A 24,279-nucleotide genomic window follows, 5' to 3' on the forward strand; every position below is an offset into this window, starting at 1 on the left:
GCCGCTCGGGCTGAGTCCGGAGCAGCTCGTGCAGGGCGTCCCGGCAGCCTCGCGCTGGCGGTCGATCCAGCCTCCAGCTCGGCGGCTCTGAGAAGACCGGCTGGCCTCGTACGGGGTCACGCCGGACGGGTCAGCTCGACCTCGTCGGCCGGCAGCACCTTGACGCCGCCCGCCGGGTCGCGGACCTCCAGCACCGGTACGCCCTCGTCGAGCTGCATCGACTGGCGCTCTTTCCCGCTGGGCATTCGCGCCACCACCGAACCGCCGGGCATCAACTCGACCTGTCGGCGCTCAGTCACCTCGCGGACGTAGCTGCCGTGCCCGCGCACGGTGTTGACCAGACCCTCTGAGCGCAGCAGGGAGATAGCGCCTCGTACCGCCTCCCGGCCGATCCCGTGCTCTTGAGTCAGTCGGGCTTCACTGGGCAGGGCGGAGCCAGGCGCCAGCTCTCCCGACCCGATCTGCTCGCGCAGCAGGTCGGCAAGCTGCACATAGACGGGAGTGTGCGAGCGCGGATCGATGGTCATGGCAGAGAGCCTTATTCCCCCGGGGGCAGATCTGGTTGTGCCCCTGTGCCCCTGCCCGTATAGTCGCAGTCACAGCCCGTACTCGAATGGAAACCCTCGAAGGTGCGGCTGTAGTGGACCAGCCCTGCTGACGTACTGCTGATTGGAGCTGCGGTGGTGGGGCGGGGTGGTCGGCCCGCGCGCGGCGGGCGGGCCGCCCACCCTTCCATCCCTGACCACAGAGAGATGGGGCGACCATGCGTGCCTTCTTCCGTGGACTGCGCCGAAACGAGCGGCCAAGACCGGCGTCGACCAGTTACCGATCCTCGGCATACGTCCCGCTGGCGCCCTGGCAGGTGCGGCAGCGACGGTTCCGGCCGACTCGGCTCGGCCGGCGCGGGCTCGACCCGGGCGAGGTGCGGGAGTTCCTAGACCAGGTGGCCGACGACCTCGCCGCCGCTTACCGGGCGCTGGGCGACAGCCGGCAGGAGACGGCCCGGATCAAGGATGCGTTGCGGCGCTGGCAGTCCGAGCAGGCGCAGCGGGCCAACGCGGGGCAGAATCGCTGATGGCCGAGCCGGAACGCTTCGTCGTCCACCTGCCGGTGGAAGCTCGGGACCTGCCCGGCGCGGTCCGCTTGGCCCGGGTGGTCGCCCGTTGGGCGGGCCTGCTCTCCGCAGCCGACCCGGGGGAGACCACCGTCTCGGCCGAGGACGACCAGGGCGTACGCCATCGGGTCTTCTGCGACCTGCGGCTGCCTGGCGGTCGGCGATGCCTCCTGCGGGCCGGCCACGACGGACCGTGCGCCCGTCGGCTGACCCGCTGAACGGCGTCAGTCGGTGCGGAGGGCGTCGTCGATGCCGGTCTCGCGGCGGCCGAGGTGGGCGGGGTCGCGGCCGGAGAGCACGTCCACCGACGCCTTCACACAGGCGCCGTACTCGCGGGTCGAACCGATCCACCATTTCCGGTAGCGCCGGACGGTGTCGTCGCCCACGCCGTTGGCCTCGATGCCGAAGTGCCGGCACAGCGCCACGGCGCGGGGCAGGTGGAACGACTGGGTCACGATTGTCATCTGGCCCACCCCGAAGATCCGCTTGGCCCGCGCGCACGAGTCGTACGTGTCGAAGCCGGCGTAGTCCAGCACCACCTTGCCCGTCGGCACGCCCCGGTCGACCAGCCAGCGCCGCATCGCCTCGGGCTCGTTGTAGTCGGCGTGCATGTTGTCGCCGGACACCAGGATCGCGCGCACCTTGTCGGCCTCGAACAGCCGCCGCGCGACCTCCAACCGGGCGGCGAGGAACGGCGAGGGCGTGCCGTCCGCCTCCACCTTGGTGCCCAGCACCATGGCGACCGGCGCCTCCGGCACGTCGGCCTCGCTGAAGATGTGTCCGTCCGCGCCACCGCGGATCCACGCCACGCTGGCCACGCTGGCGCTGATCGCCAGCACCGCGCCGACGGCGACCACGAGCAGCGCGCGCCGCATCCGTCGGGTGGTGCACCAGCTCTTGATGACCTCGAATCGCCCCCGCACGCGGATGAGTATCCCAGGCGTAGCCAACTCTGGCCGACCTGTCACCGCGCTGGCCGGCCTGCACGGCCCACCGGCCGCGGTTAGCGTAAATCCCTCAACAGCAGAAGGAGGACGGCGATGGGGAAGCGGCATCCCGCGCTCGCGCGGCTCGACGTGCTGGTCGGGCGGTGGACCGTGCGGCCGAAGGTCGAGGGCCTCGGTGCCGCGTGGACGGAGGTCTCCTGGGTGGAGGGCGGCCAGCACCTGCGGCTGTTCACCGACGCCGAGCCGGCGCCGGACACGGCACCGCAGGCGTGGCGGGAGAATGCGCCGTTCCCCACCACGCAACTGGTCGGCCTCGACGACGCTGGCGAGGAGTTCTCCGTGCTGTACGCCGACGCGCGCGGCGTGCACCGGGTCTACCGGATGACGTTCGCCGACGGCGTCTGGCGCATGTGGCGGGACGCGCCCGGCTTCCACCAGCGGTTCACCGGGGTGCTCAGCGACGACGGCGACACCATCGACGGGCGCTGGGAGGGGTCGACGGACGGCGTCGAGTGGGCGCTCGATTTCGAGCTGACCTACCGCCGCTGACGCCATCAGCGCTGTCGAGGCTCCCGGGACGGCGCGAATGTGTCCGTGCGGGCAGACTGCCCGGAGTGGAGAAGCCTTCGGTAAGGGGCATGAACGTCGTCCAGCTGCTCTGTATCGGCGCCGTGGCGACCCTGGTGGTGCGGCCGGTGACCTGGGTGCTGACCTTCGGGTTCCTCGGTCCGGCCTTCGGCTGGTTCGACTACCTGGCGTGGACGGCCAGCGACGGCGCCGGGCAGCGGGCGGTGATCGTGACCGAGTGGGCGCTGCCCGCCGTCGCCGTGGTGGCCGCACTCAAGCTGGCTCAGCAGATCTCCCGAGGATCCGAGCGGGCCGCCCGTCGCGTCCCCGCGCTGGGCTTCGTCTTCCTGGCCGCCACGGTGCTGTACCTGGTCAGCATCGCGGTGGTGGGCCTGCTCCACGGCCACCTGGTCGATTCGGCCACCCTCGCGGCGACCGCGCTCGTGGTCGTGCCCGTGGTGGCGGTGCATCTCTACCTGCTACGCCTGTCCTGGCGGATCTGGCGCTGGCGTCCCGACGGCACGTGAGGTCAGGTCGCCCGGGCGACGACGATCAGCTCGCCGTCGTCGCTCGCGCCCACCGGCTCACCGGCCCAGCCGCCGTGCACCCGCTCCACGGCGAAGCCGGCGTCCGCGAGGGATGCCCGTAGCTCCGCCTCGGCCCGGAACCGCAGCGTCCCCGGGCTGCGCAAATCGTCACCGCTGGGGAACACGTAGTGGTGCAGGAAGCTGACCAGGCCGTCGCGTACCTCGGTCAGCTCGGTCCAGGCGTCCACCACCGTGCCGTCGAGCAGCGTCAGCCGGCGGCGCGATGCGGCGGGGGTCCAGCGCTCCCAGCGGCGGGCCGCCGGGTCGCGCGAGTCGAACACCAGCCGGCCGCCATCGACCAGCGCCCTGCGCAGGTCGGCGAGGGTACGCGCCCATTCCTCGTCGTCCCGGATCTCCTGCGCCACATGGCTGGTCAGCAGGGCCACGTCGTACGCCGCGTCGGGCAGGTCGGCGGAGGTGCCCTCGATCCAGGTGATCCGGTTCGCGCCGGGCTTGGCGCGGGCGGCGTCGAGCGACGACCGCTGCGGCTCGACTCCGGTGACGATGTGGCCGGCGGCGGCCAGGGCGAGGGCGAGCCGTCCGGTTCCGCAGCCCAGGTCGAGTACGCGGGCCGCCGGGGTCTCGCCGGCGACGCCGAGGAAGAAGTCGTCGTCGCGCCCCCAGGCGTTCTCCGCGTCGTAGAGCGCCGCAAGCCGCCGGTCTGCGGATGTCACGTGGCGTCGTTGCGCCGGATGATCTCCTTGACCACCCGTTCCAGCTCGTCCCGCTTGGCCTCGACGTCCGCCAGGTCGGCGAAGTACGCCATCCGGCGGTCCGGCCAGGCGCCCTCCAGCAGCGGGCTGTCGATCGTGGCCAGGTGCGGGTTGTGGAAGACCAGGTGCACCCGGCGGTGACCCCGCAGGTTGAAGGTGGCGATGTAGTCGCCCCGGCTGAACGAGGGCGCCTTCCACTTGATCTGCTCGGTGATCCGGCCGTCGACCCCGGTGATGATGGTTCGGAGCGCGACCACCTCGGCCTTGAACGGGTGGTCCAGCTCGGCCAGGAACCGATCGACGTCGGCCGGCCGGTGTGCGTGGAGATCCGCCATGGTTGATCAGGATAGGGGTCAGGAGATGTGGTGGAGGATCACGTTGTGCACGTGGTGGCTCTTCTGCGCGCCGCGGAACTCGACCTCGTAGGTGTGTGCGCCGACGTGGATCGCGATCGCTCCGGTGGAGAAGAACGAGCCGCCCCACGACTTGTTGCTCACCACGCTGACGCTGGTGATCTTCGAGTACGGGATGCTGGTGATGGCGTACCGCTTCCCGATGAAGGAGCGGTCCTGGATGATCACCCGTCGGTCGGTCAGGCCGATGAACCCGGTGCCCGTGCCGATCGCGTCGTAGACGGCGATGATCTGCTCACCGGCCAGGAGCCCGCTCTGGATCTGCTGGAACTGTTCCTTGCGGTCGTACGTGGGGGTGGACATGGATCACACCGTAGCCGGGCGCGCCAACGGTCCGGGACGGCTCAGGGCTGGGTGACGGCGCGGACCGCGTCCTCGATCCGGGCGGCGAGCAGGACCTCGCCCTCGGTCAGCGGCTCGCCGTCGCCATGGCCCACCCTGATCTGCGTACGGTCGGCGCGACGGCTGATCTCGGGGCGCAGGCGGAGCGCATCCGCGACCACCTTGACCCGCTCGGTCAACGCGGCGTGCTGGGTGTCGTCCAGCACCAGCGTCCGGCGGATCTGCTCACCTTCACGGGTCCATCCGGACAGCAGAGCGAGGGCGTCGCTGAGGTAGTCGCGCTTCGCCCGGCCGTTGAACAGCACGCGCATCACCGCACCTCCCAGGCGTCGTTGCCGGCTTGTGGCCAAATCGTCGCCGTCCCGTGTCCTTGTCGACGCCCTCTAGTTTGTCGTCGCATGGATGGTGTGTCCACGCCCACACTTCCGTCTTCTGCTGCCCTGACGGTGGGCTCAGGTACCCAAACCGCCGATTGATCTGGCACGCTGGACGCCCGTGCGGACCGAACGGGTAAGCGGGAACGGGCAGGCCGACCGGCGTGAGCCGAAGGTGGTCGTCGGGGCGGCCATCATCGTGGACGGCAGGGTGTTGGCCTGCGCGCGCTCCGCGCCCCCCGAGGTGGCCGGCCGCTGGGAGTTCCCCGGCGGCAAGGTCGAGCCGGGAGAGACCGAGACCGCCGCACTGGTCCGCGAGTGCGCCGAGGAGCTCGGCGTACGCGTGGAGATCGGCGGGCGGGTCGGCCGCGACGTGCGGATGGCCCACGGCCGTTCCGTCCTCCGGGTGTACGTGGCCCGCCTCCTCCATGGTGACCAGCCGAAGGCCCTGGAGCACTCCGAGCTGCGCTGGCTCTCCGCCGCCGAACTCGACACCGTGCACTGGCTCCCCGCGGACGTGCCGATCGTCGCCGCCCTGCGGCCCCTGCTCGCCACCCCCTGACCCGGGAAGCGGGAACGGGGGCGGAAACGGGACGGGGGCCAGCGGCATTCGCCGCGGCCCCCGTCGTCGTGCGTCGTCCTACTCAGTGCTTCGGCTTGTCCTGCTGCGGGTGAGCGAAGTTGAGGTGCCCGGGCGGCAGCGGGAACGTGACGTCGTCGCCGAACGGCGACGGCGCCGCGGCCCGGTCGAAGGTCAGTTCGGTCAGCGGCAGCTTCCCGTTGGCGTCGACGGCGGGTGCCGTCGGGTGCGGCACCTCGCGGTGCCAGTTGACGCCCTGCTGCGCCTGAGCCTCGGACTGCGCGTCGTGTGAACCGCCGGCGTGCGAGTGCACCCCGCTCTGGGCGGGCAGGACGCCGCTGTGATGTCCGCTGGTCACGCTGGTCTGAGGCACCTGACCCCTCCGGAAGATCTTGCTACCAAGCCACACGAGGGGATCGTACCTGCGATCCACGACCCGTTCCTTCATGGGGATGATCCCGTTGTCGGTGATCTTGATGTGCTCGGGGCAGACCTCGGTGCAGCACTTGGTGATGTTGCAGAAGCCGAGTCCCATTTCGGCCTGCGCGTACTCCTTGCGGTCGGGCTTCGCGTCGAGCGGGTGCATGTCCAGCTCGGCGGCCCGGATGAAGTACCGGGGACCGGAGAACGCCTGCTTGTTCTCCTCGTGGTCGCGGATCACGTGGCAGACGTTCTGGCACAGGAAGCACTCGATGCACTTGCGGAACTCCTGCGAGCGCTCGACGTCCACCTGCTGCATCCGGTAGTCGCCGGGGGCCACGCCGGCCGGCGGCGCGAACGCCGGGGTCTCCCGCGCCTTCTCGTAGTTGAACGAGACGTCGGTGACCAGGTCCCGGATGACCGGGAACGTCCGCAGCGGCGTGACCGTGACCGTCTCGTTCTCCTCGAAGGTCGACATCCGGGTCATGCAGCTCAGCCGCGGCTTGCCGTTGATCTCCATGGAACAGGAGCCGCACTTGCCGGCCTTGCAGTTCCACCGGCACGCCAGGTCGGGCGCGTCGGTGGACTGGAGGCGGTGGATCACGTCGAGGACGACCTCGCCCTCGTTGACCTCGACGGTGTAGTCCTGGAGGTCGCCGCCGGTCTCATCGCCCCGCCAGATGCGGAACTGTCGCTTGGTTCCCATTACTTGCCCGCCTCCTCAGCGAGGGCGTCGAACTCGGCGAGTTCCTCGTCGGTCAGGTACTTGGACAGCTCCGCCCGGTCGAACAGGGAGATCAGCTCCGGACGCATCTTCGGCAGCGGCTTCCGGGTCAGCCGGACCGCGTCGCCGTCCAGCGCGCAGACCAGGTTCACCTGGCGCCACTTCGGGTCCATCTTCGGGAAGTCCTCCCGGGTGTGCCCGCCGCGCGACTCCTGCCGCTCCAGCGCCGCCTTGGCGGTGCACTCCGAGACCACCAGCATGTTGCGCAGGTCCAGCGCCAGGTGCCAGCCCGGGTTGTAGCGCCGGCCGCCGGCCGCGCTCACCTTGGCGACCCGCTCCCGCAGCTCCGCCAGCCGGCCCAACGCGTCCGCGAGCTCGCCGTGCCGCCGGATGATTCCGACCAGATCTCCCATCACCGCCTGCAGGTCCTGCTGGAGCTTGTACGGGCTCTCGCCGGTGTCCCGCTGGAGCGGGGCCAGCGCCGTCTCCACGGCGCCCTCCACCGCCGCCACCGACACCGTCGGGCGGGCGGTGAGCTGATCGGCGTACGAGGCGGCGTGGCCGCCCGCCCGCTTGCCGAAGACCAGCAGGTCGGAGAGCGAGTTGCCGCCGAGCCGGTTGGAGCCGTGCATGCCGCCGGAGACCTCGCCAGCGGCGAAGAGCCCGCGTACGGTGCCGAATGCGGCCCCGGAGTCCGGGTCCACCTCGACGCCGCCCATCACGTAGTGGCAGGTCGGGCCGACCTCCATCGGCTCCTTGGTGATGTCGACGTCGGCCAGCTCCTTGAACTGGTGGTACATCGACGGGAGGCGGCGGCGGATCTCCTCGGCCGGCAGCCGCGAGGCGATGTCCAGAAAGACACCGCCGGCGGGCGTACCCCGGCCGGCCTTGACCTCGCTGTTGATCGCGCGGGCGACCTCGTCCCGTGGGAGCAGCTCGGGCGGACGCCGGTTGTTGTCCGGGTCCTTGTACCAGCGGTCCGCCTCCGCCTCGTTGTCCGCGTACTGCTTGCGGAACACGTCCGGTACGTAGTCGAACATGAACCGCTTGCCCTCGGAGTTCTTCAGCACCCCGCCGTCGCCGCGGACCGACTCGGTGACCAGGATGCCCTTCACCGAGGGCGGCCAGACCATGCCGGTCGGGTGGAACTGGAGGAACTCCATGTTGATCAGTGTCGCTCCGGCGCGCAGCGCCAGCGCGTGACCGTCCCCGGTGTACTCCCAGGAGTTCGAGGTGACCTTGTAGGAGCGGCCCACGCCGCCGGTGGCCAGCACCACGGCCGGCGCCTCGAAGAGGACGAACTCGCCGGACTCCCGGTAGTAGCCGAACGCGCCGGCGACCCGGTCGCCGTCGAGCAGCAGCTCGGTGATGGTGGTCTCGGCGAAGACCTTGATCCGGGCCTCGTAGTTGCCGAACTCCTGCTTGTCCTCCTGCTGGAGGGAGACGATCTTCTGCTGGAGGGTCCGGATCAGCTCCAGCCCGGTCCGGTCGCCGACGTGCGCCAGCCGGGGGTACTCGTGACCGCCGAAGTTGCGCTGGGAGATCTTCCCGTCCTTCGTCCGGTCGAACAGCGCGCCGTACGTCTCCAGCTCCCAGATCCGCTGCGGCGACTCCTTCGCGTGCAGCTCGGCCATCCGGAAGTTGTTGAGGAACTTGCCGCCGCGCATGGTGTCGCGGTAGTGCACCTGCCAGTTGTCCCGGGAGTTCACGTTCCCCATCGCGGCCGCGGCGCCACCCTCGGCCATCACGGTGTGCGCCTTGCCGAACAGCGACTTCGAGATGATCGCGGTCTTCTTGCCGGCCAGCCGGGCCTCGATCGCCGCGCGCAGGCCGGCGCCGCCGGCCCCGATCACGACGACGTCGTAGTGGTGTCGTTCGATTCGCGTCTCAGTCATGTCCAGGGCCTCTAGTTGATGAACCGCAGGTCGGGGAACCAGCCGGCCGCGAGCGCCATGACGTAGAAGTCGGTCAGCGCCAGGGTGCCGAGGGTGATCCAGGCGAGCTGCATGTGCCGGACGTTCAGCCAGGAGATGAAGGTCCAGGCCTTGTAGCGCACCGGGTGCTTGGAGAAGTGCTTGAGCCGGCCGCCGATGATGTGCCGGCAGGAGTGGCAGGAGATGGTGTACGCCCAGAGCATCACCACGTTGCCGATCAGGATCAGGTTGCCCAGCCCGAAGCCGAAGCCCTTGGGGGAGTGGAAGGCGTAGACCGCGTCGTACGTGTTGATGATCGAGATGATCGCGGCGGCGTAGAAGAAGTAGCGGTGCAGGTTCTGCCCGAGCAGCGGGAACCGGGTCTCCCCGCCGTACGACTGGTGCCCGTCCGGGACCGCGCAGGCCGGCGGCGAGAGCCAGAACGACCGGTAGTAGGCCTTGCGGTAGTAGTAGCAGGTCAGCCGGAACAGCAGCAGGAACGGCAGGGTGAACGCCGCGTCCGGGATGATCCACCAGCTGGGCAGGTAGGTGCCCACGTGCGCGGAGCCCTCGACACACCGGTCGGTCACGCATGGGGAGTAGAACGGCGTCAGGTAGTGGAAGTCGCCGACCCAGTACCACTTGTGCATGAAGACCCGGACCGTCGCGTAGCTGACCCACGCGCCGAGGCCGATGACGGTGATCAGTGGCTGGAACCACCAGCGGTCGGTCCGCAACGTCTTCGCCGCGATCGCGGCGCGTGCCCGCGCCCCCCGCGGCCTCGTTGCCGTTGATGTCATTTCGAGTCGTCTCCCTGACGGCGCCCTCGCGGGCGGCGGATCACCTTCCGTTGCCACGTCTTGCGCACGCATGCGACCGCGCCGACGATCCGGCGCAGCCAAATAACACACGTTACGCCGATCTTCGCGGCCCGGCCGCGCAACGCAGTGTCCCGTGTGTCCCGCAGCTTGGAAAGACCCGGAGCAAGATCAATATTCGTACGCGTGCCGCGGACCGGGCCAGCGGCTCGTCCGGTCGACCGTCACCGGGCTCCTCAGCCGCTACGAACTTGATGACGAGAATGGATCAGGGAGACGGTGAGTCGTCCACGTCATCAAGTTCGTAGCGGGTAACGCGTGTGCCCGTCGCGGGAGCCACGCCCCCGGTGTCGGGCGCTCGTCCGCGGGCCTGGTCAGCCGGACGCGCCGCCGGTGAAGTTCCACGACGCCAGCCGCAGCGGCGGCGCCTCCCACCAGGAGCCGTCGACCCGGTCCGGCTGGCGGACCGGCTGCCGGCCCAGCGCGAGCACCCGGCCCGGGCCCAGGGCCTGGGGGTACGACTCGGTGAAGCGGAAGTCGCGGACCGCCCGGGTGGGGATTCCGTCCTCGACCAGCCAGACCCCGTTGCGGGTCAGCCCGGTGATGACCAGGCGTTTCGGGTCGAGCACCCGGGTGTACCAGAAGTCGCTGACCAGCAGCCCGCGCTCCACCCCGGCGACCAGCGCGCCGGTGTCCGGGTCGGCCACCGCTCCGCCCGCCGAGGCCTCACCGCCCGGCCCGCTCGGGGCCGACCCCGGGCGGGCGCCGTCGGTCTCGCCGAGCGGTGCCGGGCTGTCGCCGGCGACGGTACGGGCGGCGGCGGGAAGCAGGCGGAGGTTGTGCGGGATCGGGCCGAAGGTCGACGCGCCGGGCATCCCGTGCCCGGTGGACCCGGTGCCCGCCTCCGCGGCGCTGCGCCGGTCGTGGGCCACCGCCATGGTGGTGCCGGCGTCGACCAGGGTCAGCGCGTGTCGGGGAGTGCCCTCCAGGTCGTACGGCAGGACCGAGCCGTGCGGCGGGTCGTCGACCAGGGTCACCGACGGGTCGAACTGGGCGGCGCCGAGCTCGGCGAAGGACTGTCGCTCGGCGTGCCGCTTGCCGTTGAAGCCGAACCAGGAGAGGTTCTGCAGCAGGTCGCCGACGGCCGCCGGTTCGAGCACCACCTCGTAGCGGCCCGGGGGCAGCTCGACCGGATCCGCCGCGGCCCGCGCCTTCGCCGCCGCCCGGGCGCCGAGCACGGCGCCGTCCAGTTCGCCGAGGCGATCGGCACAGCGCCGGGCCACCCCGTCTGCCCCGCCGGCACGCGCGATGCCGTCCATCGCCGCCTCGGCCGTACGCCCCACCGTCGAGTGCCCGGCCGAGTTGGCGAACGCCCCCGCCCGGTAGGCCGTCCGGCAGTAGCCGGCCGCCTCGAGCCCGCCGACCGCGTCCACGAAGGCGCGTACCCGGGCGGCCCGCTCGTCGGGTGAGGCGTTCGCGGTGGCCTCGTCGAAGACCGCGCCCGGTGGGACCGGGGACGGCGGGGTCAGTCCCGGCCAGGCCGGATCGGGCGGGCAGAGCCGGGCCGCCGCCAGGGTCCGCTCGACCAGCGCGGTCAGCCCGTCGGGGTCGATCAGGCTGCCGCCGCCGGCGGCCGTCCGCCCGTCGACGTGCAGCCGCAGCCGCACCGCCGTGCCCGACTCGGCGACGTTCTGGTGGATGAACGAGTTCGCGAACCGGGTCAGCGCCAGCTCGGCGCGGGTCACGACGACCTCGGCCTGCGCGTCCGGCCCGGCGATCCGGCGGACCAGTTCGACGACCCGTCCGGCGACGTCCAGCTCGCTCATGCCCGCACCCCCACCCGGACGTTGCGGAAGCGGGCCGGGGCGGCCGGATGACCGGTGTGCCCGACCTGGCCCGGCTGCCCCTTGCCACAGTTCGGGGTGCCCCACGGGACGATCTCCGAGGAGAGCATGTCCATCGAGCGCCAGAAGGCCGGCCCGATCCCCGTGTAGGTGGGATTGCGCAGCATCCGCCCCCGCCGGCCCTTCCTCACCTCCCAGCCGACCTCGCAACCGAACTGGAAGTTGAGTCGCTTGTCGTCGATCGACCAGGAGCGGTTGATGTCCATCAGCACCCCGTCGTCGGTGGCCTCGATGATCTCGTCGAGGGTGTGCGGGCCCGGTTCGAGGCCCACGTTGGTCATCCGCACCATGGGCAGCCGGGCCCAGCCGTCCGCCCGTACGCTGCCGCCGTAGCCGAGGCCGGCGACTGCGGCGGAGTCCCGGCCGGCGAGCACACCCACCCAGCGCCCCCTGCGGACCGCGTCCCGCTTGACCGCCGGGGAGCCCTCGTCGTCGAAGCCGAAGCTGCCCAGCGCGCCCGGGATGGTCGGGTCGACGGTGATGTTCATCAGGTCGGAGCCGTAGCGCAGCGTGCCGAGCCGGGCCAGGTCCAGCCAGGACGTCCCGGCGAAGGCGGCCTCCCAGCCGAGGATCCGGTCCAGCTCGATGGCGTGCCCGACCGACTCGTGGATCTGCAGGGCGAGCTGCTCGCCGCCGAGGATCAGGTCGGTCTCGCCGGCCGGGCACTCAGGGGCGGTGAGCAGCTCCCGGGACTCCTCGGCGATCCGGGCGGCGTGCGCGGCCAGGTCGAGCGAGGTGACCAGCTCCCAGCCGGTGGTGCCGTACTGCCCGCGGTAGCTCGGGTAGGACCTGCGCTGGGTCTCGCCGTCGCCGATCGAGGTGGCCGAGATGCCGCCGCCGCACTCGCGGATGCGCTGGTCGATCCGGTGCCCCTCGCTGGAGACGAACCACTTTGCGGTGTCCCAGATCTGGTAGAGCCCCTCGGCCAGGTCGGCGCCGTGCGCCCGCATCGTCTCGGTGGCGCCGACCAGCAGGTCGCCCTTGTCGGAGAGGGGGACGCCGAGCGGGTCCACCTCGCACCCGGAGGCCCAGCTCGCGACGGTCGCCTCGACGGGGACCAGGTCGATCGGCGGGCCCGGGACCCGCGCGCTCGCGGCGGCGGTCGCCGCGGCACGCCGCCCGGCGTCGCCGGCGTCCGACAGGTCGGGCACGGCGTGGAAGCCCCAGCTCGACCCGACGAGCGCTCGGACGCCCAGCCCGATGCTCTCGTCCTGGGTCAGCTCCTCGATGTCGCCGTTGCGGGCCGACATCGACTCGTAGCGGCGGTGCATCACCCGGGCGTCCGCATACCGGGCTCCCGCGTCGAGGGCAGCCTGGACGGCGGCGGTCGCCGCGTCGAATTCGCTCATGACGGCACTCCCCGCTGACGGTCCCTCATGCGCCCGACCCTAGGCGAGCGGACCGACACCTGTCAGGAGATGCGGAAGACATCGAGTTGCGGACGTGAATCTCCTGTTGAGGGCTGGTCAAGCCCGAAACACAGTCGTTACGCTCAGGCCGCTGACATCCCACGTTTTGTAGCTTATTTTCGCCTCCAGAACTTTGCTGTAAGTTCTCTTCATCACTGAGGGGGAGGCGGTCGTGGGCAGGTCGGAGTCGGCGCCGTCCGGGGAACCGGACCGCCACGGAGTCCCGGAGCAACGCTCCGGCGAGGGCCCCTATCTGCGGGTGAGGGACCTGCGGGTGCGTTTCGACACCGAGGACGGTGTGGTCCGGGCGGTGGACGGGGTGTCCTTCGCTGTGGAGCGGGGTCGGACGCTGGGGATCGTGGGGGAGTCTGGCTCGGGTAAGAGCGTCACCTCGCTGGCCATCCTCGGCCTGCACAACGCCAAGCGGACCACGATCACCGGCGAGATCTCTGTCGGTGGCCGTCAGGTGGTCGGCCTGCCGGAGGAGGAGGTGCGGCGGCTGCGGGGCCGGGACATGGCGATGATCTTCCAGGATCCGTTGTCGGCGCTGCATCCGTACTACACGGTCGGGAAGCAGATCGCTGAGGCGTTTCGGGTGCATCATCCGCGGGCGGGCAAGCGGGAGGCCCGCACCCGGGCCGTGGACATGCTCGGCCGGGTCGGGATTCCGCAGCCGGGGAAGCGGTTCGATCAGTATCCGCATGAGTTTTCGGGTGGGATGCGGCAGCGGGCGATGATCGCGATGGCGTTGGTGAACGATCCGGATCTGTTGATCGCCGATGAGCCGACCACGGCGTTGGATGTGACGGTGCAGGCGCAGATTCTGGACCTGCTGGAGGACCTGCAGCAGGAGTTCCGGTCGGCGATCATTTTGATCACGCATGACCTGGGTGTGGTGTCTCAGGTGGCTGATGACGTGTTGGTGATGTACGGGGGCCGGGCGGTCGAGTGCGGGGGTGTGGAGCAGGTGTTGCGGCGGCCGCAGCATCCGTACACGTGGGGGTTGTTGTCGAGTGTGCCGTCGTTGCACGGTGAGGCGGACGCGGATCTGGTGCCCATCGCGGGCAACCCGCCCAGTCTGATCAATCTGCCGTCGGGGTGCGCGTTCCATCCGCGTTGCCGCTACGCGGGCCGCAACGGCGACCGCTCCCGCACCGTGGTCCCCGAGTTGCGTCAGGCCGGGGAGGCGGGCCACCTGGTCGCCTGCCACCTGCCGGCCGAGGAACGTACCCGGCTCTACCGGCAGGACATCGCCCAGGTGGGAGTCGCCCGATGAGTACCGACACCGAACCGTTGCTGCGGGTGCGTGGGCTGACCAAGCACTTCCCGGTCCGTGACGGGTTCCGTTCCGGTGGGGCGGTGCGGGCCGTGGACGGCCTCGACTTCGACGTGCGTCCGGGGGAGACGTTGGGTCTGGTCGGGGAGTCCGGCTGCGGGAAGACCACCACCGGTCGGATGCTGGTACGGCTGCTGGAACCCACCTCCGGCAGCATCGAGTTCGCCGGACGCGACATCACCCACGCCCGCCGCCGCGACCTGCGGCCACTGCGCCAGGACCTGCAGATCATCTTCCAGGACCCCTACGCCTCGCTGAACCCCCGCCACACCGTCGGGCGGATCGTGGCCATGCCGTTGCAGGTCAACGGCATCAACCCACCCGGCGGCACCAAGAAACGCGTCCAGGAACTCCTCGAACTGGTCGGCCTGAACCCCGAGCACTACAACCGCTACCCCCACGAGTTCTCCGGCGGCCAACGCCAACGCATCGGCATCGCCCGCGCCCTCGCGCTGCGCCCGAAACTCATCGTCGCCGACGAACCCGTCTCCGCCCTCGACGTCTCCATCCAGGCCCAGGTCATCAACCTGCTGCGCGACCTGCAACGCGACCTCGACCTGGCCTTCGTGTTCATCGCCCACGACCTCGCCGTCGTGCGCCACTTCTGCCACCGCGTCGCCGTCATGTACCTCGGCAAAATCGTCGAGATCGGCGACCGCGACGACATTTACACCCGCCCCCAGCACCCCTACACCCGCGCCCTGCTCTCCGCCATCCCCGACGTCACCACCCTCGGCCCCGCCGGCCGCATCCGCCTGGCCGGCGACGTCCCCACCCCCCTCAACCCACCCTCAGGCTGCCGCTTCCGCACCCGCTGCTGGAAAGCCCAGGACCACTGCGCCACCGAAGAACCCCCACTCACCACCCGCGACCACGGCAACCAACTCACCGCCTGCCACTACCCCGAACACGGCACGCTCGGTGCCGGCCCGGCGGAAACCACCGGCGCCGGTACGGACGCCCCGGCCGACCCGACCGCCGAGGAGGTGTCGAAATGAGCCTGTCCCCGGTCGAGGGCGTGGCACTCGCCGAGATCGAGTCCACCGGCGACGGTGATCCGTCCGGGAAGGGGTTCACCGGCCGGTCACCCGGCCAACTCGTCTGGAGCCGGCTCCGCCGGGACCGGGTCGCGATGGTGAGCGGCGCCGTCCTGGTGCTCTTCGTGGTGCTGGCGCTGGCGGCGCCGCTGATCGAACGGCTCTACGGCGTGAGCCCGAACGAGCAGGCGGGGGACCTGCTGGACGCCACCGGTATGCCGCTCGGCTACGCCGGCGGGGTCAGCTTCGACCACTGGTTCGGGCTTGAACCGGGACTGGGCCGGGACATCTTCATCCGCATGATCTACGGCGTGCGCACCTCGCTTCTGATCGCGCTGGGTGCTGCCCTGGTCACCACGACGATCGGCGTGGTGCTCGGGATCGTCGCCGGCTACCTGGGTGGGGTGGTCGACTCGGTGATCGGCTGGTTCACCGACGTCGCGCTGGCCATGCCGTTCCTCGTCTTCGCGCTGGCCGTGGTGCCGACGTTCTCGCTGCGCTTCTACGGCCCCCGGGACGCGGTGCCGACCTGGTTCGCCGTCATCACGTTGATCGTGATCTTCGCCGCCTTCGGCTGGACCAGCACCGCCAGGCTGGTACGCGGCCAGGTGGTCTCGCTGCGCGAGCGGGAGTTCGTGGAGGCGGCCCGAGCCAGCGGCGCCGGGCTGAAGCACATGCTCTTCCGGGAGTTGCTACCCAACATCTGGGCACCGATCCTGGTGGCGTTCTCGCTCGCCGTGCCGTCGTACGTGACCGGCGAGGCGGCGTTGTCCTTCCTCGGTGTCGGGCTGCCCGAATCGGTGCCCAGCTTCGGCCGCATGATCTACCGGAGCATCGACTACCTGCAGACCGATGCGGCGTACGTGTTCTTCCCCGGCATCACCATCTTCGCGCTCGTGCTCGCGTTCAACCTCTTCGGCGACGCGCTGCGCGACGCGCTCGACCCGAAGTCGTCACGGTAAGGGGTTCGGCACATGGTGCGGTTCCTGCTGAAGCGGCTGCTGCTGGCGGTTTCGGTGCTGCTCGCGGTGAGCGTCGTCAGCTTCCTGATGTTCTTCGCGCTGCCCCGCGACCCGGTGACCGGCATGTGCCCGAAGAACTGCAACGCGGAGCGCCTGGAGCGGGTGCGTACCGAGCTGGGGCTGAACGACCCGAAGCCGCAGCAGTACGCCAACTACATGAAGGGCATCTTCGTCGGCCGCGATCTGGGCAGCGCGCAGGGCGGCAAGTGCGAGGCGCCCTGTCTCGGCTACTCCTACGTCAACAGCGAGGCGGTCAGCGACACCTTCGCCCGGGTGCTGCCGGTGACGTTGAACATCGTGCTCCCGGCGGCGGTGCTGTGGCTCGCCATCGGGGTGGGACTCGGGATGATCTCGGCACTGCGGAGAGGGTCACTGCTCGACCGCATCTCGATCGGGCTCACGCTGACCTTCGCCTCGTTGCAGCTCTACTTCGTCGGCGCCCTACTTCTGCTGATCTTCGTGTACTCGCTGAGGATCCTGCCGACGCCCCGGTACACGCCGATCTACGAGAATCCGGTGGAGTGGGCGCGGGGTCTGGTGCTCGCCTGGTTGACCCTGGCCCTGCTCTTCTCCGCGATCTACGCGCGGCTGTCCCGGGCCCAGATGCTCGAGACGTTGTCCGAGGACTTCGTGCGGACGGCTCGGGCCAAGGGCGTGGCGAAGCGGAAGGTCTACGGCCGGCACGCGCTGCGGGCGGCGATCACGCCGATCGTGACGATCGCCGGCCTGGACGTGGGCTCGGCGCTCGGCGGCACGGTCATCACGGAGACGACGTTCGGCATCCAGGGGCTGGGGCGTACGGCCGTGGAGGCGGTCCGCCAGGGCGACCTGCCGACCATCATGGCCACCGTGTTGATCTCGGCGCTCTTCGTGGTCGTCGCCAACATCGTGGTCGACCTGCTCTACGCGTTCATCGACCCGCGGGTACGCCTCGGTTGACCTGCCGGCTCCCCGGTGCCGATCGTTGTGGCCCCGTTACCTGCTCGAAATTTACCGCGCGTGAAAGCTAGGCGAAGCTTTCCTTCATCGGATCCGGAGGAGCGAGTATGCGAGCAAGACTCACCACCGCCATGGGCGGTGCGATGGCACTGGTGGTTGCCCTCAGTGCATGCAGCAAGAACACCGGCGACAACGCCGACAAGGTGGACACCAACAAGCCGCGCACCGGCGCCATCGCGACCGACCCCAAGGACTCGCTCGGCCCGGCGCCGGAAGTGCCCGGCGCGGCCAAGGGCGGGACCTTCTACATCCTGCGGGAGAACAAGATCTCCCACCTGGACCCGCAGCGGGTCTACTCGTTCGCCGGCCTGATGGGGAGCCAGCTCTACGCCCGCTTCCTCACCACCTTCAAGGACGACGGCAAGGGCAACGTGACCCTGGTCGGCGACCTGGCCGAGACTCCCGGCAAGAACGTGAACAACGACTGCAAGGTCTGGGAATTCAAGATCAAGCAGGGGGTGAAGTTCGAGGACGGTCGGCCGATCACCTCGAAGGAGGTCGCGTACGGCATCGCCCGCTCGTTCGACCCGGACCTCACCGGCGGCCCGACCTACCTGCAGGAGTGGCTGGTCGACGACCCGCAGTACGACACCAAGTGGAACTTCAAGGCCAACAAGACATCGCTGCCGCCGGGCCTGAGCACGCCGGACGACCACACGCTGCGCTTCGAGTTCAACAAGCCGCGCTGTGACCTGCCGTTCGCCGTGTCGCTGCCGGCCACCGCGCCGCTGCCGGCGGACAAGGACACCGGCGTCAACCTCGACCTGCAGCCGTTCTCGTCCGGCCCGTACAAGATCACCAAGAACCAGCCCGGCGTGGAGATGGTCCTCGAGCGCAACGAGAACTGGGACCCGGCCACCGACGCGGTGCGGCACGCCTACCCGGACAAGTTCATCTGGTCGTTCGGTGCGGACAACGCCACCCAGACCAACCGGGTGCTCGCCGGCACCGGCAACGACGCGGCGGCGGTGGCCACCGGCGGTGTCCCCTCGGAGCTGATCGCCAAGGTCACCGGTGACGCCGCGCTCAAGCAGCGGATGATCGTGGCCGCGACGCCGAACGGGTACCGGCTGAGCATCAACACCACCCGGGTCACCGACCTGTCCGTGCGACAGGCGATCAACTACGCGATCGACCGCAGCAGCATCACCAAGAACCTCGGCGGTCCGTACGGCGCGGTGCCGGTGACCACGCTGCTGCCGCCCACCACGCTCGGCTACAAGAAGTTCGACGCGTACCCGGCCGGCGAGAGCGGCAACCCGGACAAGGCCAAGGAGGTGCTCGCCGGCAAGACCGCGAACCTGGTGCTCGGCACCTCCGACGACACCCCGTCGCAGGAGACCGCAACCCAGATCAAGAACGCCCTGGAGAAGGCCGGCTTCACGGTGACCGTCAAGCCGATCCCCCAGGACGGCTACCTCGACTTCGTGAAGAAGAAGGACAACCCCTGGGACATCTGGGTCGACTCGTGGGCGGCTGACTGGCCCAGCGGCGCCTCGATCCTGCCGGTGCTGTTCGACGGCCGCAGCATCAAGGCCGAGGGCAACAGCAACACCTCGCAGCTCAACAACGACGCCATCAACGCGGAGTTCGACCGGGTGCTCGCGGAGGACCCGGCGAAGCAGGCCGAGGAGTGGAGCAAGCTGGACGAGCGACTCATGAAGGAGTCGGCGCCGGCGGTGCCGCTGTACAACGAGGTGGTCTCCGTCGCCCACGGCGAGAAGGCCGGCGGCGTCTTCATCGGCAGCATCTTCGGCTGGACCAGCTTCGTCAACGCGTACGTGAAGCAGTAGCCCCGACCCCGACGGGCCCCGGTCGACAATGGCGTCGGCCGGGGCTCTCGGCTTCACAGGTGGGTGCGGAGGAAGTCGAGCTCCAGGCGGAGCAGGCGTTCGGCGACGCCCCCGGCGGCCATGTGGGTGGCCCCGGTCAGCGGCAGCACCGCGTGCGGGCGGCCGGCCGCCAGCAGCGCCGCCGAGAGCCGCAACGTGTGCGCGGCCAGCACGTTGTCGTCGACCAGGCCGTGCACCAGCAGCATCGGCCGGGCCTGGGTCGGGTCGCCGACCGGCTCGGCGGCCAGCTCGACCAGCGAGTGGTGGGCGTAGACGTCCATCCCGTCGTCCGGCATGCCCAGGTAGCGCTCGGTGTATGCGGTGTCGTACAGCGTCCAGTCGGTGACCGGGGCGCCGACGATCGCGCAGCGGAACAGCTCCGGGTGGCGCAGCATCGCCAGCCCGGCCAGCCAGCCGCCGAACGACCAGCCCCGCACCGCCACCCGCGCCAGGTCCAGGTCCGGGTGCTTGTCGGCGAGCGCGGTCAGCGCGTCCACCTGGTCGGTCAGGATCACGTCGGCCATCCGGCGGTGGATCGCCTTCTCGAACGACGGGGCGATGCCCGGGGTGCCCCGGTTGTCGATGGTCACCACCGCGAAGCCCTGGTCGGCCCACCACTGCCGCTCCAGCCAGGCGGCCCGCGTGGCCACCACCTCCTGGTGCCCCGGCCCGCCGTAGATGTCCAGCAGCACCGGCAGCTTCGTGCCCTTGACGTGGTCGGTCGGATAGAGCACCGCGCTCGGCAGCCGCCGGTCGGTCACCCGCACCATCGTCGGCCGCGGCGCGTACGGCGGGGGCGCGGCCAGCGAGCGCAGCTCGCCCACCTCCCGGTCGCCGTGCCACACCGACCAGCGGGTGCCCGGGTGCTCCAGCGACGCGGCGCCGACCACCAGCGTGGCGCCACCGATCGCGGCGGTGTGCCAGCCCGGGTCGCTGCCCATCCGGCGGGCGTCCACCCCGCCGCCGATCGCCGTCCGGACCCGGTAGAGGTGCCGCTGGCTCGGCTCACCCTCGCTCGCCTCGACCAACAGGTCCGTCGGGGCGCCTCCGGCGCCGGGCAGCCGCCCCACCACCCGGCGTACGTACAGCGAGGGTGGGGTGAGCAGGGTGCCGTCGGCGAACAGGCAGCGGGCGTCGTACCCGTCGTGGGCCAGTTCGCCGCCGACCAGCACCCGGCCGTCCGGCAGGTGGGCCGGGGTGCCGGGGATCGGCTCCACCCAGCGCGGGTCGGCCAGCTCGGCGTGCACCTGCGTCTCCCCGGTGCGCGGGTCCACCGCGAGCACCAGGCCGTGCTGCTGCGACCGGCGCAGCACGGTGATCAGCGGCCCGCCGTCGGCCCAGTCGACCGAGGTCAGGTACGGGTAGGTCTCCCGGTCCCAGTGCACGTCGACCCAGCCGCCGTCGAGGTCGAGCAGGTGCAGGCTGACCTCTGCGTTCGGCCCGCCCGCCCGGGGGTACGCGATGGTCGTCGGTGGGCTCGCCGGGTCGGCCGGGTCGTGCAGGTGCCAGTGCGGCAGCCGGGTCTCGTCCACCCGGGCGGCCAGCACCGAGCGCCCGTCCGGGGCCCACCAGTAGCCGCGGAACCGGTCGAACTCCTCCGCCGCGATGTGCTCGGCGAGCCCCCAGGTCACGCCGCTGTCCTCACCGGCGAGGAGGTTGTCCGTGCCGTCCGGCTCGACCACCCGCAGCTGGCCCCGGCGGACCCCCTCGGCGGCGTCGGTGACGTAGGCCAGCCGCTCGCCGGTCGGGTCGGGGCGTGGGTCGATCACCGGGCCGATCGCGGCCACCTCGATCACGTCGCCGTGCACCAGGTCGGCCCGGAAAAGCCGGCCGGCCAGCGCGAACGCGGCCACCCGGCCGGCCGCGTCCAGGGCGTACGAGCCGATGCCGGCGGTGGCGAGCCGCAGCCGCTCGCGCAGTGCTCGTTCGCCCGGCGCCAGCGTGGCCTGGTCGCCGTCGGATCCGAGCAGTATCGCCGGGTCGGCGACCAGCCGCTCCGCCCCGGAGGCGACGTCCAGCAGCCAGAGCGCGTCCGCCGGGTCCTCCGGTCCCGACGAGCGCAGGAAGATCACCCGGGAGCCGTCCTCCGCGACGGAGACGGCGCGCGGCGCCCCGTGGCTGAACCGACGGGTACGGGCGGCCAGCTCGGGAAAGTCCACAGCTCGGATCGTAGAGGCGTGCCGCGCGTGATGTGGCCGACCTGCGCGGACGCGTAAGCATCGGCGGGACAGGACCGCCGGATAGAGTGACGGTCGTGACGACGCTGCCCGACCGACGCCTCCTGCTGGTCCACGCGCACCCCGACGACGAGTCCATCGGCACCGGCTCGACGATGGCGCACTACGCCGCCGCCGGCGCCCACGTCACTCTGGTGACCTGCACGCTCGGGGAGGAGGGCGAGATCCACGTGCCGGAGCTGGCCCAGCTCGCGGCGGCCGAGGCCGACCAGCTCGGCGGGTACCGGATCGGCGAGCTTGTCGCTGCCTGCGCCGCGCTCGGCGTCACCGACCACCGCTTCCTCGGCGGCGCGGGCCGCTACCGGGACTCCGGCATGATGGGCCTCGCCACCAACGAGCACCCCCGGGCCTTCTGGCGGGCCGACCTCGACGAGGCCGCCGGGCACCTGCTGGAGATCATGCGCGAGATCCGCCCCCAGGTCATGATCACGTACGACCCGAACGGCTTCTACGGCCACCCGGACCACATCCAGGCGCACCGCGTCGCGATGCGCGCGCATCAGCTGGCCACGGCCGAGGGCTTCGCCCCGGCGAAGGTCTACTGGACGGCGATGCCGCGCAGCGTGCTGGAGGCGGGCCTGGACGCCTTCACCGAGGCCTCGGACAACCCTTTCGCCGGCATCGAGAGCATCGACGAGGTGCCGTTCGGCACGCCGGACCCGGAGATCGCCGCGCGGATCGACGCGACCGACCAGCATGCCGCCAAGGAGGCGGCGATGCGGGCGCACGCCACCCAGATCCCGGCGACCTCCTGGCTCTACTCGATCGCGGGCAACTTCGGCGCCGAGTTCATGGGCGTGGAGTACTTCACCCTCGCGGCCGGCGAGAAGGGGCCGGGCGGCGGCCCGTACGGCTGGGAGGACGACCTCTTCGCCGGGCTGCCGTCGGACGGGCCGGACCGGTCCCCGGTCGCGGCGGCCGGCCTCCGGTGACGCTGCCGGCCGCACCGATGTCGGTCGCTCCCGAACCGCCGCCCGCCGCGCCGCCCGCGCCGTCGGGGCGGGCCGACGTCGCCCTGCGGGTCGCCGGCGGGGTCGTGGCGTTCTGGGCGGGTGCGCTCGCCGCGCTGCTGGACCTGATCTTCGCCACCTGGGCCTGGGAGGTGGTCAAGGGCCTGCACGGCGGCCCGGCCAAGGCGGTGGTCGGCATTGTGCTGGGGGTCGGCGGCATCGCCGCGGTGGTGGTGCTGACGGTCCTGCTGAGCTGGTTCGCCCGCACTGCGGTCGGTACCCGTTGGGCGGGCGCGCTGGCCGCCCTGCCCTGGGTCGTGGTGGCTTTTGCGGGCGGGGTCCGGACCACCGAGGGGGATCTGGCGCTCAGCGGCGACAACGTCATCGGCCTGGGCATGATCATGGCCGGCGCGATCACCTTCGCGGTGATGGGGTTCCGGCAGATCGTCGTGCCGCCGGCCGTCCCCTGACGGTGCAGACACCGCCCGGGTCGCGGTGGTAGATATTCCTGCCAAGGAGTCCGCCGTCGGGGGCGGACGGTACGGCGGGAGGCGTGCGATGAGAGAGCGGTGGCGTGCGGTCGGCATGCTGGCGGCGGCGCTGTTCGTGGTCAACGTGGTGGCCCGGCTGGTCATCAAGTTCGGCTTCCCGGACGACGACACCGCCAAGGACCGGGTCTCCCTGGCGATGTTCGTGGTGATCGGGCTGGTCCTCGCCGTGCTGGCCTTCCGCTGGGGCGGCGACCGCCCAGTGGGCCGGTGGGTCGGCGACCTGGCCGCCGCGGTCGGGGTGGCGCTGGCGCTCACGGTGTTCGTCGGCCCGCTGCTGGTCGGGGAGAACCCGTTCGGCGGGGGTGCCGGCCTCTTCTTCGCCCAGATCTGGCTATACCTGGGGGCCACCGTGGCCGGCGCGCTGGTGGGCTTCCTGACCCTCACCGCGCTCGGCCGGGACTTCCGCTCCCAGCAGCTCAAGCGGTACGCCGAGCTGAGGGCCGCCAAGCCGCGCAAGGTGGTCCGCCGCTGACCCAGGGGTCAGGCCGGGGCGACCCGGGTCAGGTAGGTGTGATGGGTGGCGAAGCCGAGGCCCCGGTAGAGGGCCACGGCCGGGGCGTTGCGCTGCTCGACCTGGAGGAGGGCGTGGGTGGCCCCCTCCGCCACCCCCCAGTCGACCAGGGACCGGATCACCCGGCCGGCCAACCCCTGCCGGCGCGCCTCGGGCAGCACCTCGATCGAGGTCAGGCCCAGCCAGCGGCCACCCCCGGTCACCGTGCCCCGGCCGGCGGCGAGCAGCCGGCCGTCGGCGTACACGTGGGCGAAGCGGATCTTCTCCACGGCGGTGAGCACGTGCCGCGCGGCGTCCGGTAGGCCGCCCTTGCGTGCGTCGGCGGTGGCCAGCCAGGCGTCCGACGGGGTGCTGGCCAGCTCGACCGGGGGGAGGGCGGCCCGCCCGGCCGGGGCGGGTGGCAGCGCGGCGAGCGCCACGGTCTGCACCAGCACCGGTGGCCGGGCGGTCCAGCCCCGGGCGTCCAGCTCGGCACCGACCGGCGCGGCGAGCGGCAGCGGGGTGTTCACCAGGGCCGGCTGGCCGTGGTCGGCGTACCAGCGCTCCACGGCGTCCAGCGCGGCGGGCAGCGGGCGGTCCGGGTCGCCGACCGGCAGCGCCGAGTTGGCGCGGCCGGTCCAGCCCTCGGCGGCGCGCAGCAGCCAGTCGCCGAGCCGGCCGCGGACCGGGGCGGGCCAGGCCTCGTCGGCGGCCAGTTCCAGGGCGGCCACCGCGGTGGCGGTCGGCCGGCGGGCCGCCGGGACCCGCTTCGCCCGGTGCACCTCGCCGACCGGGACCCGCAGCCGGCCCTGGTCGGTGGCGAGCGTGATGTGCGTCTCGCTGAGCTCTACCAGCTCGCCGAGCGCGTCGGAGAAGAGCGGCCGGCCTTGGCGAACACCCACGATCCGGCGGACCACGATCCGGTGTCCCACGTCCTGCTGTCGGAGCACGATCGACCCCCTCCCCGGCGAGATACTAGGCTCTTACCGTCGCGGGTGAT

At 71.2% G+C, this 24,279-nt stretch carries 26 protein-coding genes; 13 read left to right on the forward strand and 13 right to left on the reverse strand.

From position 1 onward, the window contains the following. Window positions 1-116 precede the first annotated feature (116 nt). Window positions 117-527, reverse strand: coding sequence for a GntR family transcriptional regulator (locus ACNAVT_RS08310; protein WP_416294376.1), 411 nt, complete (start codon window positions 525-527; stop codon window positions 117-119). Between the two features lie 236 nt (window positions 528-763). Between ACNAVT_RS08310 and ACNAVT_RS08315 the strand changes: the two genes are divergently transcribed. Both ACNAVT_RS08315 and ACNAVT_RS08320 read left to right on the forward strand, forming a co-directional pair. Beyond that, window positions 764-1,075 carry a DivIVA domain-containing protein gene (locus ACNAVT_RS08315; RefSeq protein ID WP_416294378.1) on the forward strand — a complete coding sequence of 104 codons (312 nt, stop codon included), beginning with the start codon at window positions 764-766 and terminating at the stop codon, window positions 1,073-1,075. Beyond that, window positions 1,075-1,332: a hypothetical protein gene (locus tag ACNAVT_RS08320; RefSeq protein WP_416294380.1), complete on the forward strand. Its 258-nt coding sequence runs from the start codon at window positions 1,075-1,077 to the stop codon at window positions 1,330-1,332. The genes ACNAVT_RS08315 and ACNAVT_RS08320 overlap by 1 nt, the downstream gene beginning before the upstream one ends. Before the next feature lie 6 nt (window positions 1,333-1,338). Here the strand turns inward: ACNAVT_RS08320 and ACNAVT_RS08325 are convergent, their stop codons facing one another. After that, window positions 1,339-2,037: a SanA/YdcF family protein gene (locus ACNAVT_RS08325; RefSeq protein ID WP_416294381.1), complete on the reverse strand. Its 699-nt coding sequence runs from the start codon at window positions 2,035-2,037 to the stop codon at window positions 1,339-1,341. A 117-nt stretch (window positions 2,038-2,154) separates the two neighbouring features. Between ACNAVT_RS08325 and ACNAVT_RS08330 the strand changes: the two genes are divergently transcribed. Next, window positions 2,155-2,610, forward strand: a complete 456-nt coding sequence (locus ACNAVT_RS08330; RefSeq protein ID WP_416294383.1) for a hypothetical protein — start codon at window positions 2,155-2,157, stop codon at window positions 2,608-2,610. An 89-nt stretch (window positions 2,611-2,699) separates the two neighbouring features. After that, entirely contained in the window at window positions 2,700-3,155 is a 456-nt protein-coding gene (locus tag ACNAVT_RS08335) for a hypothetical protein (protein ID WP_416294384.1), read from the forward strand. Between the two features lie 2 nt (window positions 3,156-3,157). Here the strand turns inward: ACNAVT_RS08335 and ACNAVT_RS08340 are convergent, their stop codons facing one another. Genes ACNAVT_RS08340 through ACNAVT_RS08355 form a run of 4 tightly spaced genes read right to left on the reverse strand, consistent with a single transcriptional unit; the run spans window position 3,158 to window position 4,994 of the window. Next, window positions 3,158-3,889: a class I SAM-dependent methyltransferase gene (locus ACNAVT_RS08340; protein WP_416294385.1), complete on the reverse strand. Its 732-nt coding sequence runs from the start codon at window positions 3,887-3,889 to the stop codon at window positions 3,158-3,160. Further along, the gene (locus ACNAVT_RS08345; protein WP_416294386.1) at window positions 3,886-4,263 is read right to left on the reverse strand and encodes a DUF1801 domain-containing protein; all 378 of its coding nucleotides are present in this window, start codon (window positions 4,261-4,263) and stop codon (window positions 3,886-3,888) included. The genes ACNAVT_RS08340 and ACNAVT_RS08345 overlap by 4 nt, the downstream gene beginning before the upstream one ends. 18 nt (window positions 4,264-4,281) lie before the next feature. Further along, on the reverse strand, window positions 4,282-4,644 hold the full coding sequence (locus ACNAVT_RS08350; protein ID WP_416294388.1) for a PH domain-containing protein: 363 nt from the start codon (window positions 4,642-4,644) through the stop codon (window positions 4,282-4,284). Window positions 4,645-4,685: 41 nt separating this feature from the next. Continuing rightward, a complete protein-coding gene (locus ACNAVT_RS08355; RefSeq protein ID WP_416294390.1) occupies window positions 4,686-4,994 on the reverse strand; it encodes a 4a-hydroxytetrahydrobiopterin dehydratase in 309 nt (102 codons plus the stop codon). A gap of 184 nt (window positions 4,995-5,178) precedes the next feature. Between ACNAVT_RS08355 and ACNAVT_RS08360 the strand changes: the two genes are divergently transcribed. Continuing rightward, the gene (locus ACNAVT_RS08360; RefSeq protein ID WP_416294392.1) at window positions 5,179-5,619 is read left to right on the forward strand and encodes a (deoxy)nucleoside triphosphate pyrophosphohydrolase; all 441 of its coding nucleotides are present in this window, start codon (window positions 5,179-5,181) and stop codon (window positions 5,617-5,619) included. 82 nt (window positions 5,620-5,701) lie between these two features. Here ACNAVT_RS08360 and ACNAVT_RS08365 read toward each other — a convergent pair whose 3' ends face one another. From ACNAVT_RS08365 to ACNAVT_RS08385, 5 genes are all read right to left on the reverse strand, one after another. Continuing rightward, window positions 5,702-6,763, reverse strand: a complete 1,062-nt coding sequence (locus ACNAVT_RS08365; protein WP_416294394.1) for a succinate dehydrogenase/fumarate reductase iron-sulfur subunit — start codon at window positions 6,761-6,763, stop codon at window positions 5,702-5,704. After that, entirely contained in the window at window positions 6,763-8,676 is a 1,914-nt protein-coding gene (locus ACNAVT_RS08370) for a fumarate reductase/succinate dehydrogenase flavoprotein subunit (protein ID WP_416294396.1), read from the reverse strand. Before ACNAVT_RS08370 ends, ACNAVT_RS08365 begins: the two co-directional genes overlap by 1 nt. Before the next feature lie 11 nt (window positions 8,677-8,687). Further along, the gene (locus tag ACNAVT_RS08375; RefSeq protein WP_416294398.1) at window positions 8,688-9,494 is read right to left on the reverse strand and encodes a hypothetical protein; all 807 of its coding nucleotides are present in this window, start codon (window positions 9,492-9,494) and stop codon (window positions 8,688-8,690) included. A gap of 392 nt (window positions 9,495-9,886) precedes the next feature. After that, on the reverse strand, window positions 9,887-11,338 hold the full coding sequence (locus tag ACNAVT_RS08380; protein WP_416294400.1) for a TldD/PmbA family protein: 1,452 nt from the start codon (window positions 11,336-11,338) through the stop codon (window positions 9,887-9,889). Beyond that, on the reverse strand, window positions 11,335-12,765 hold the full coding sequence (locus tag ACNAVT_RS08385; protein ID WP_416294401.1) for a TldD/PmbA family protein: 1,431 nt from the start codon (window positions 12,763-12,765) through the stop codon (window positions 11,335-11,337). The genes ACNAVT_RS08380 and ACNAVT_RS08385 overlap by 4 nt, the downstream gene beginning before the upstream one ends. A 232-nt stretch (window positions 12,766-12,997) precedes the next feature. On the opposite strand from ACNAVT_RS08385, the gene ACNAVT_RS08390 reads away from it, so the two are divergent. From ACNAVT_RS08390 to ACNAVT_RS08410, 5 genes are all read left to right on the forward strand, one after another. Then, window positions 12,998-14,101 carry an ABC transporter ATP-binding protein gene (locus tag ACNAVT_RS08390; protein ID WP_416294403.1) on the forward strand — a complete coding sequence of 368 codons (1,104 nt, stop codon included), beginning with the start codon at window positions 12,998-13,000 and terminating at the stop codon, window positions 14,099-14,101. Then, complete coding sequence (locus tag ACNAVT_RS08395) at window positions 14,098-15,159, forward strand: ABC transporter ATP-binding protein (protein ID WP_416294404.1); 1,062 nt, start codon at window positions 14,098-14,100, stop codon at window positions 15,157-15,159. Before ACNAVT_RS08390 ends, ACNAVT_RS08395 begins: the two co-directional genes overlap by 4 nt. Next, on the forward strand, window positions 15,156-16,160 hold the full coding sequence (locus ACNAVT_RS08400) for an ABC transporter permease (RefSeq protein ID WP_416294406.1): 1,005 nt from the start codon (window positions 15,156-15,158) through the stop codon (window positions 16,158-16,160). The genes ACNAVT_RS08395 and ACNAVT_RS08400 overlap by 4 nt, the downstream gene beginning before the upstream one ends. Before the next feature lie 12 nt (window positions 16,161-16,172). Then, window positions 16,173-17,159, forward strand: a complete 987-nt coding sequence (locus ACNAVT_RS08405) for an ABC transporter permease (protein ID WP_416294407.1) — start codon at window positions 16,173-16,175, stop codon at window positions 17,157-17,159. Between the two features lie 107 nt (window positions 17,160-17,266). Then, on the forward strand, window positions 17,267-19,012 hold the full coding sequence (locus ACNAVT_RS08410) for an ABC transporter substrate-binding protein (RefSeq protein WP_416294408.1): 1,746 nt from the start codon (window positions 17,267-17,269) through the stop codon (window positions 19,010-19,012). A gap of 53 nt (window positions 19,013-19,065) precedes the next feature. Here ACNAVT_RS08410 and ACNAVT_RS08415 read toward each other — a convergent pair whose 3' ends face one another. Beyond that, window positions 19,066-21,210: a prolyl oligopeptidase family serine peptidase gene (locus ACNAVT_RS08415; RefSeq protein ID WP_416294410.1), complete on the reverse strand. Its 2,145-nt coding sequence runs from the start codon at window positions 21,208-21,210 to the stop codon at window positions 19,066-19,068. Between the two features lie 86 nt (window positions 21,211-21,296). Here ACNAVT_RS08415 and mshB point away from each other — a divergent pair, with 86 nt between their 5' ends. The 3 genes from mshB to ACNAVT_RS08430 all read left to right on the forward strand — a co-directional run bounded on the left by mshB (window position 21,297) and on the right by ACNAVT_RS08430 (window position 23,261). Beyond that, a complete protein-coding gene (gene mshB, locus ACNAVT_RS08420; RefSeq protein WP_416294411.1) occupies window positions 21,297-22,220 on the forward strand; it encodes an N-acetyl-1-D-myo-inositol-2-amino-2-deoxy-alpha-D-glucopyranoside deacetylase in 924 nt (307 codons plus the stop codon). A 17-nt stretch (window positions 22,221-22,237) separates the two neighbouring features. Then, window positions 22,238-22,708: a hypothetical protein gene (locus tag ACNAVT_RS08425; protein ID WP_416294413.1), complete on the forward strand. Its 471-nt coding sequence runs from the start codon at window positions 22,238-22,240 to the stop codon at window positions 22,706-22,708. Between the two features lie 88 nt (window positions 22,709-22,796). Beyond that, on the forward strand, window positions 22,797-23,261 hold the full coding sequence (locus tag ACNAVT_RS08430) for a hypothetical protein (RefSeq protein ID WP_416294415.1): 465 nt from the start codon (window positions 22,797-22,799) through the stop codon (window positions 23,259-23,261). Window positions 23,262-23,269: 8 nt separating this feature from the next. Here ACNAVT_RS08430 and ACNAVT_RS08435 read toward each other — a convergent pair whose 3' ends face one another. Then, window positions 23,270-24,229, reverse strand: a complete 960-nt coding sequence (locus tag ACNAVT_RS08435; RefSeq protein ID WP_416294417.1) for a GNAT family N-acetyltransferase — start codon at window positions 24,227-24,229, stop codon at window positions 23,270-23,272. Window positions 24,230-24,279: the final 50 nt, after the last annotated feature.

It is taken from the genome of Micromonospora sp. SL4-19, from assembly GCF_047921475.1.
GTDB lineage: Bacteria > Actinomycetota > Actinomycetes > Mycobacteriales > Micromonosporaceae > Micromonospora.

Bases quoted from the DNA above. Each gene is read 5' to 3' on its own strand.
- ACNAVT_RS08405 (WP_416294407.1), top strand. From the start codon at position 16,173: ATGGTGCGGTTCCTGCTGAAGCGGCTGCTGCTGGCGGTTTCGGTGCTG.
- ACNAVT_RS08365 (WP_416294394.1), bottom strand. From the start codon at position 6,763: ATGGGAACCAAGCGACAGTTCCGCATCTGGCGGGGCGATGAGACCGGC.
- ACNAVT_RS08385 (WP_416294401.1), bottom strand. From the start codon at position 12,765: ATGAGCGAATTCGACGCGGCGACCGCCGCCGTCCAGGCTGCCCTCGAC.
- ACNAVT_RS08355 (WP_416294390.1), bottom strand. From the start codon at position 4,994: ATGCGCGTGCTGTTCAACGGCCGGGCGAAGCGCGACTACCTCAGCGAC.
- ACNAVT_RS08400 (WP_416294406.1), top strand. From the start codon at position 15,156: ATGAGCCTGTCCCCGGTCGAGGGCGTGGCACTCGCCGAGATCGAGTCC.
- ACNAVT_RS08320 (WP_416294380.1), top strand. From the start codon at position 1,075: ATGGCCGAGCCGGAACGCTTCGTCGTCCACCTGCCGGTGGAAGCTCGG.
- ACNAVT_RS08315 (WP_416294378.1), top strand. From the start codon at position 764: ATGCGTGCCTTCTTCCGTGGACTGCGCCGAAACGAGCGGCCAAGACCG.
- ACNAVT_RS08395 (WP_416294404.1), top strand. From the start codon at position 14,098: ATGAGTACCGACACCGAACCGTTGCTGCGGGTGCGTGGGCTGACCAAG.
- ACNAVT_RS08310 (WP_416294376.1), bottom strand. From the start codon at position 527: ATGACCATCGATCCGCGCTCGCACACTCCCGTCTATGTGCAGCTTGCC.
- ACNAVT_RS08425 (WP_416294413.1), top strand. From the start codon at position 22,238: ATGTCGGTCGCTCCCGAACCGCCGCCCGCCGCGCCGCCCGCGCCGTCG.
- ACNAVT_RS08375 (WP_416294398.1), bottom strand. From the start codon at position 9,494: ATGACATCAACGGCAACGAGGCCGCGGGGGGCGCGGGCACGCGCCGCG.
- ACNAVT_RS08430 (WP_416294415.1), top strand. From the start codon at position 22,797: ATGAGAGAGCGGTGGCGTGCGGTCGGCATGCTGGCGGCGGCGCTGTTC.
- ACNAVT_RS08335 (WP_416294384.1), top strand. From the start codon at position 2,700: ATGAACGTCGTCCAGCTGCTCTGTATCGGCGCCGTGGCGACCCTGGTG.
- ACNAVT_RS08330 (WP_416294383.1), top strand. From the start codon at position 2,155: ATGGGGAAGCGGCATCCCGCGCTCGCGCGGCTCGACGTGCTGGTCGGG.
- ACNAVT_RS08380 (WP_416294400.1), bottom strand. From the start codon at position 11,338: ATGAGCGAGCTGGACGTCGCCGGACGGGTCGTCGAACTGGTCCGCCGG.
- ACNAVT_RS08350 (WP_416294388.1), bottom strand. From the start codon at position 4,644: ATGTCCACCCCCACGTACGACCGCAAGGAACAGTTCCAGCAGATCCAG.
- ACNAVT_RS08410 (WP_416294408.1), top strand. From the start codon at position 17,267: ATGCGAGCAAGACTCACCACCGCCATGGGCGGTGCGATGGCACTGGTG.
- ACNAVT_RS08345 (WP_416294386.1), bottom strand. From the start codon at position 4,263: ATGGCGGATCTCCACGCACACCGGCCGGCCGACGTCGATCGGTTCCTG.
- ACNAVT_RS08370 (WP_416294396.1), bottom strand. From the start codon at position 8,676: ATGACTGAGACGCGAATCGAACGACACCACTACGACGTCGTCGTGATC.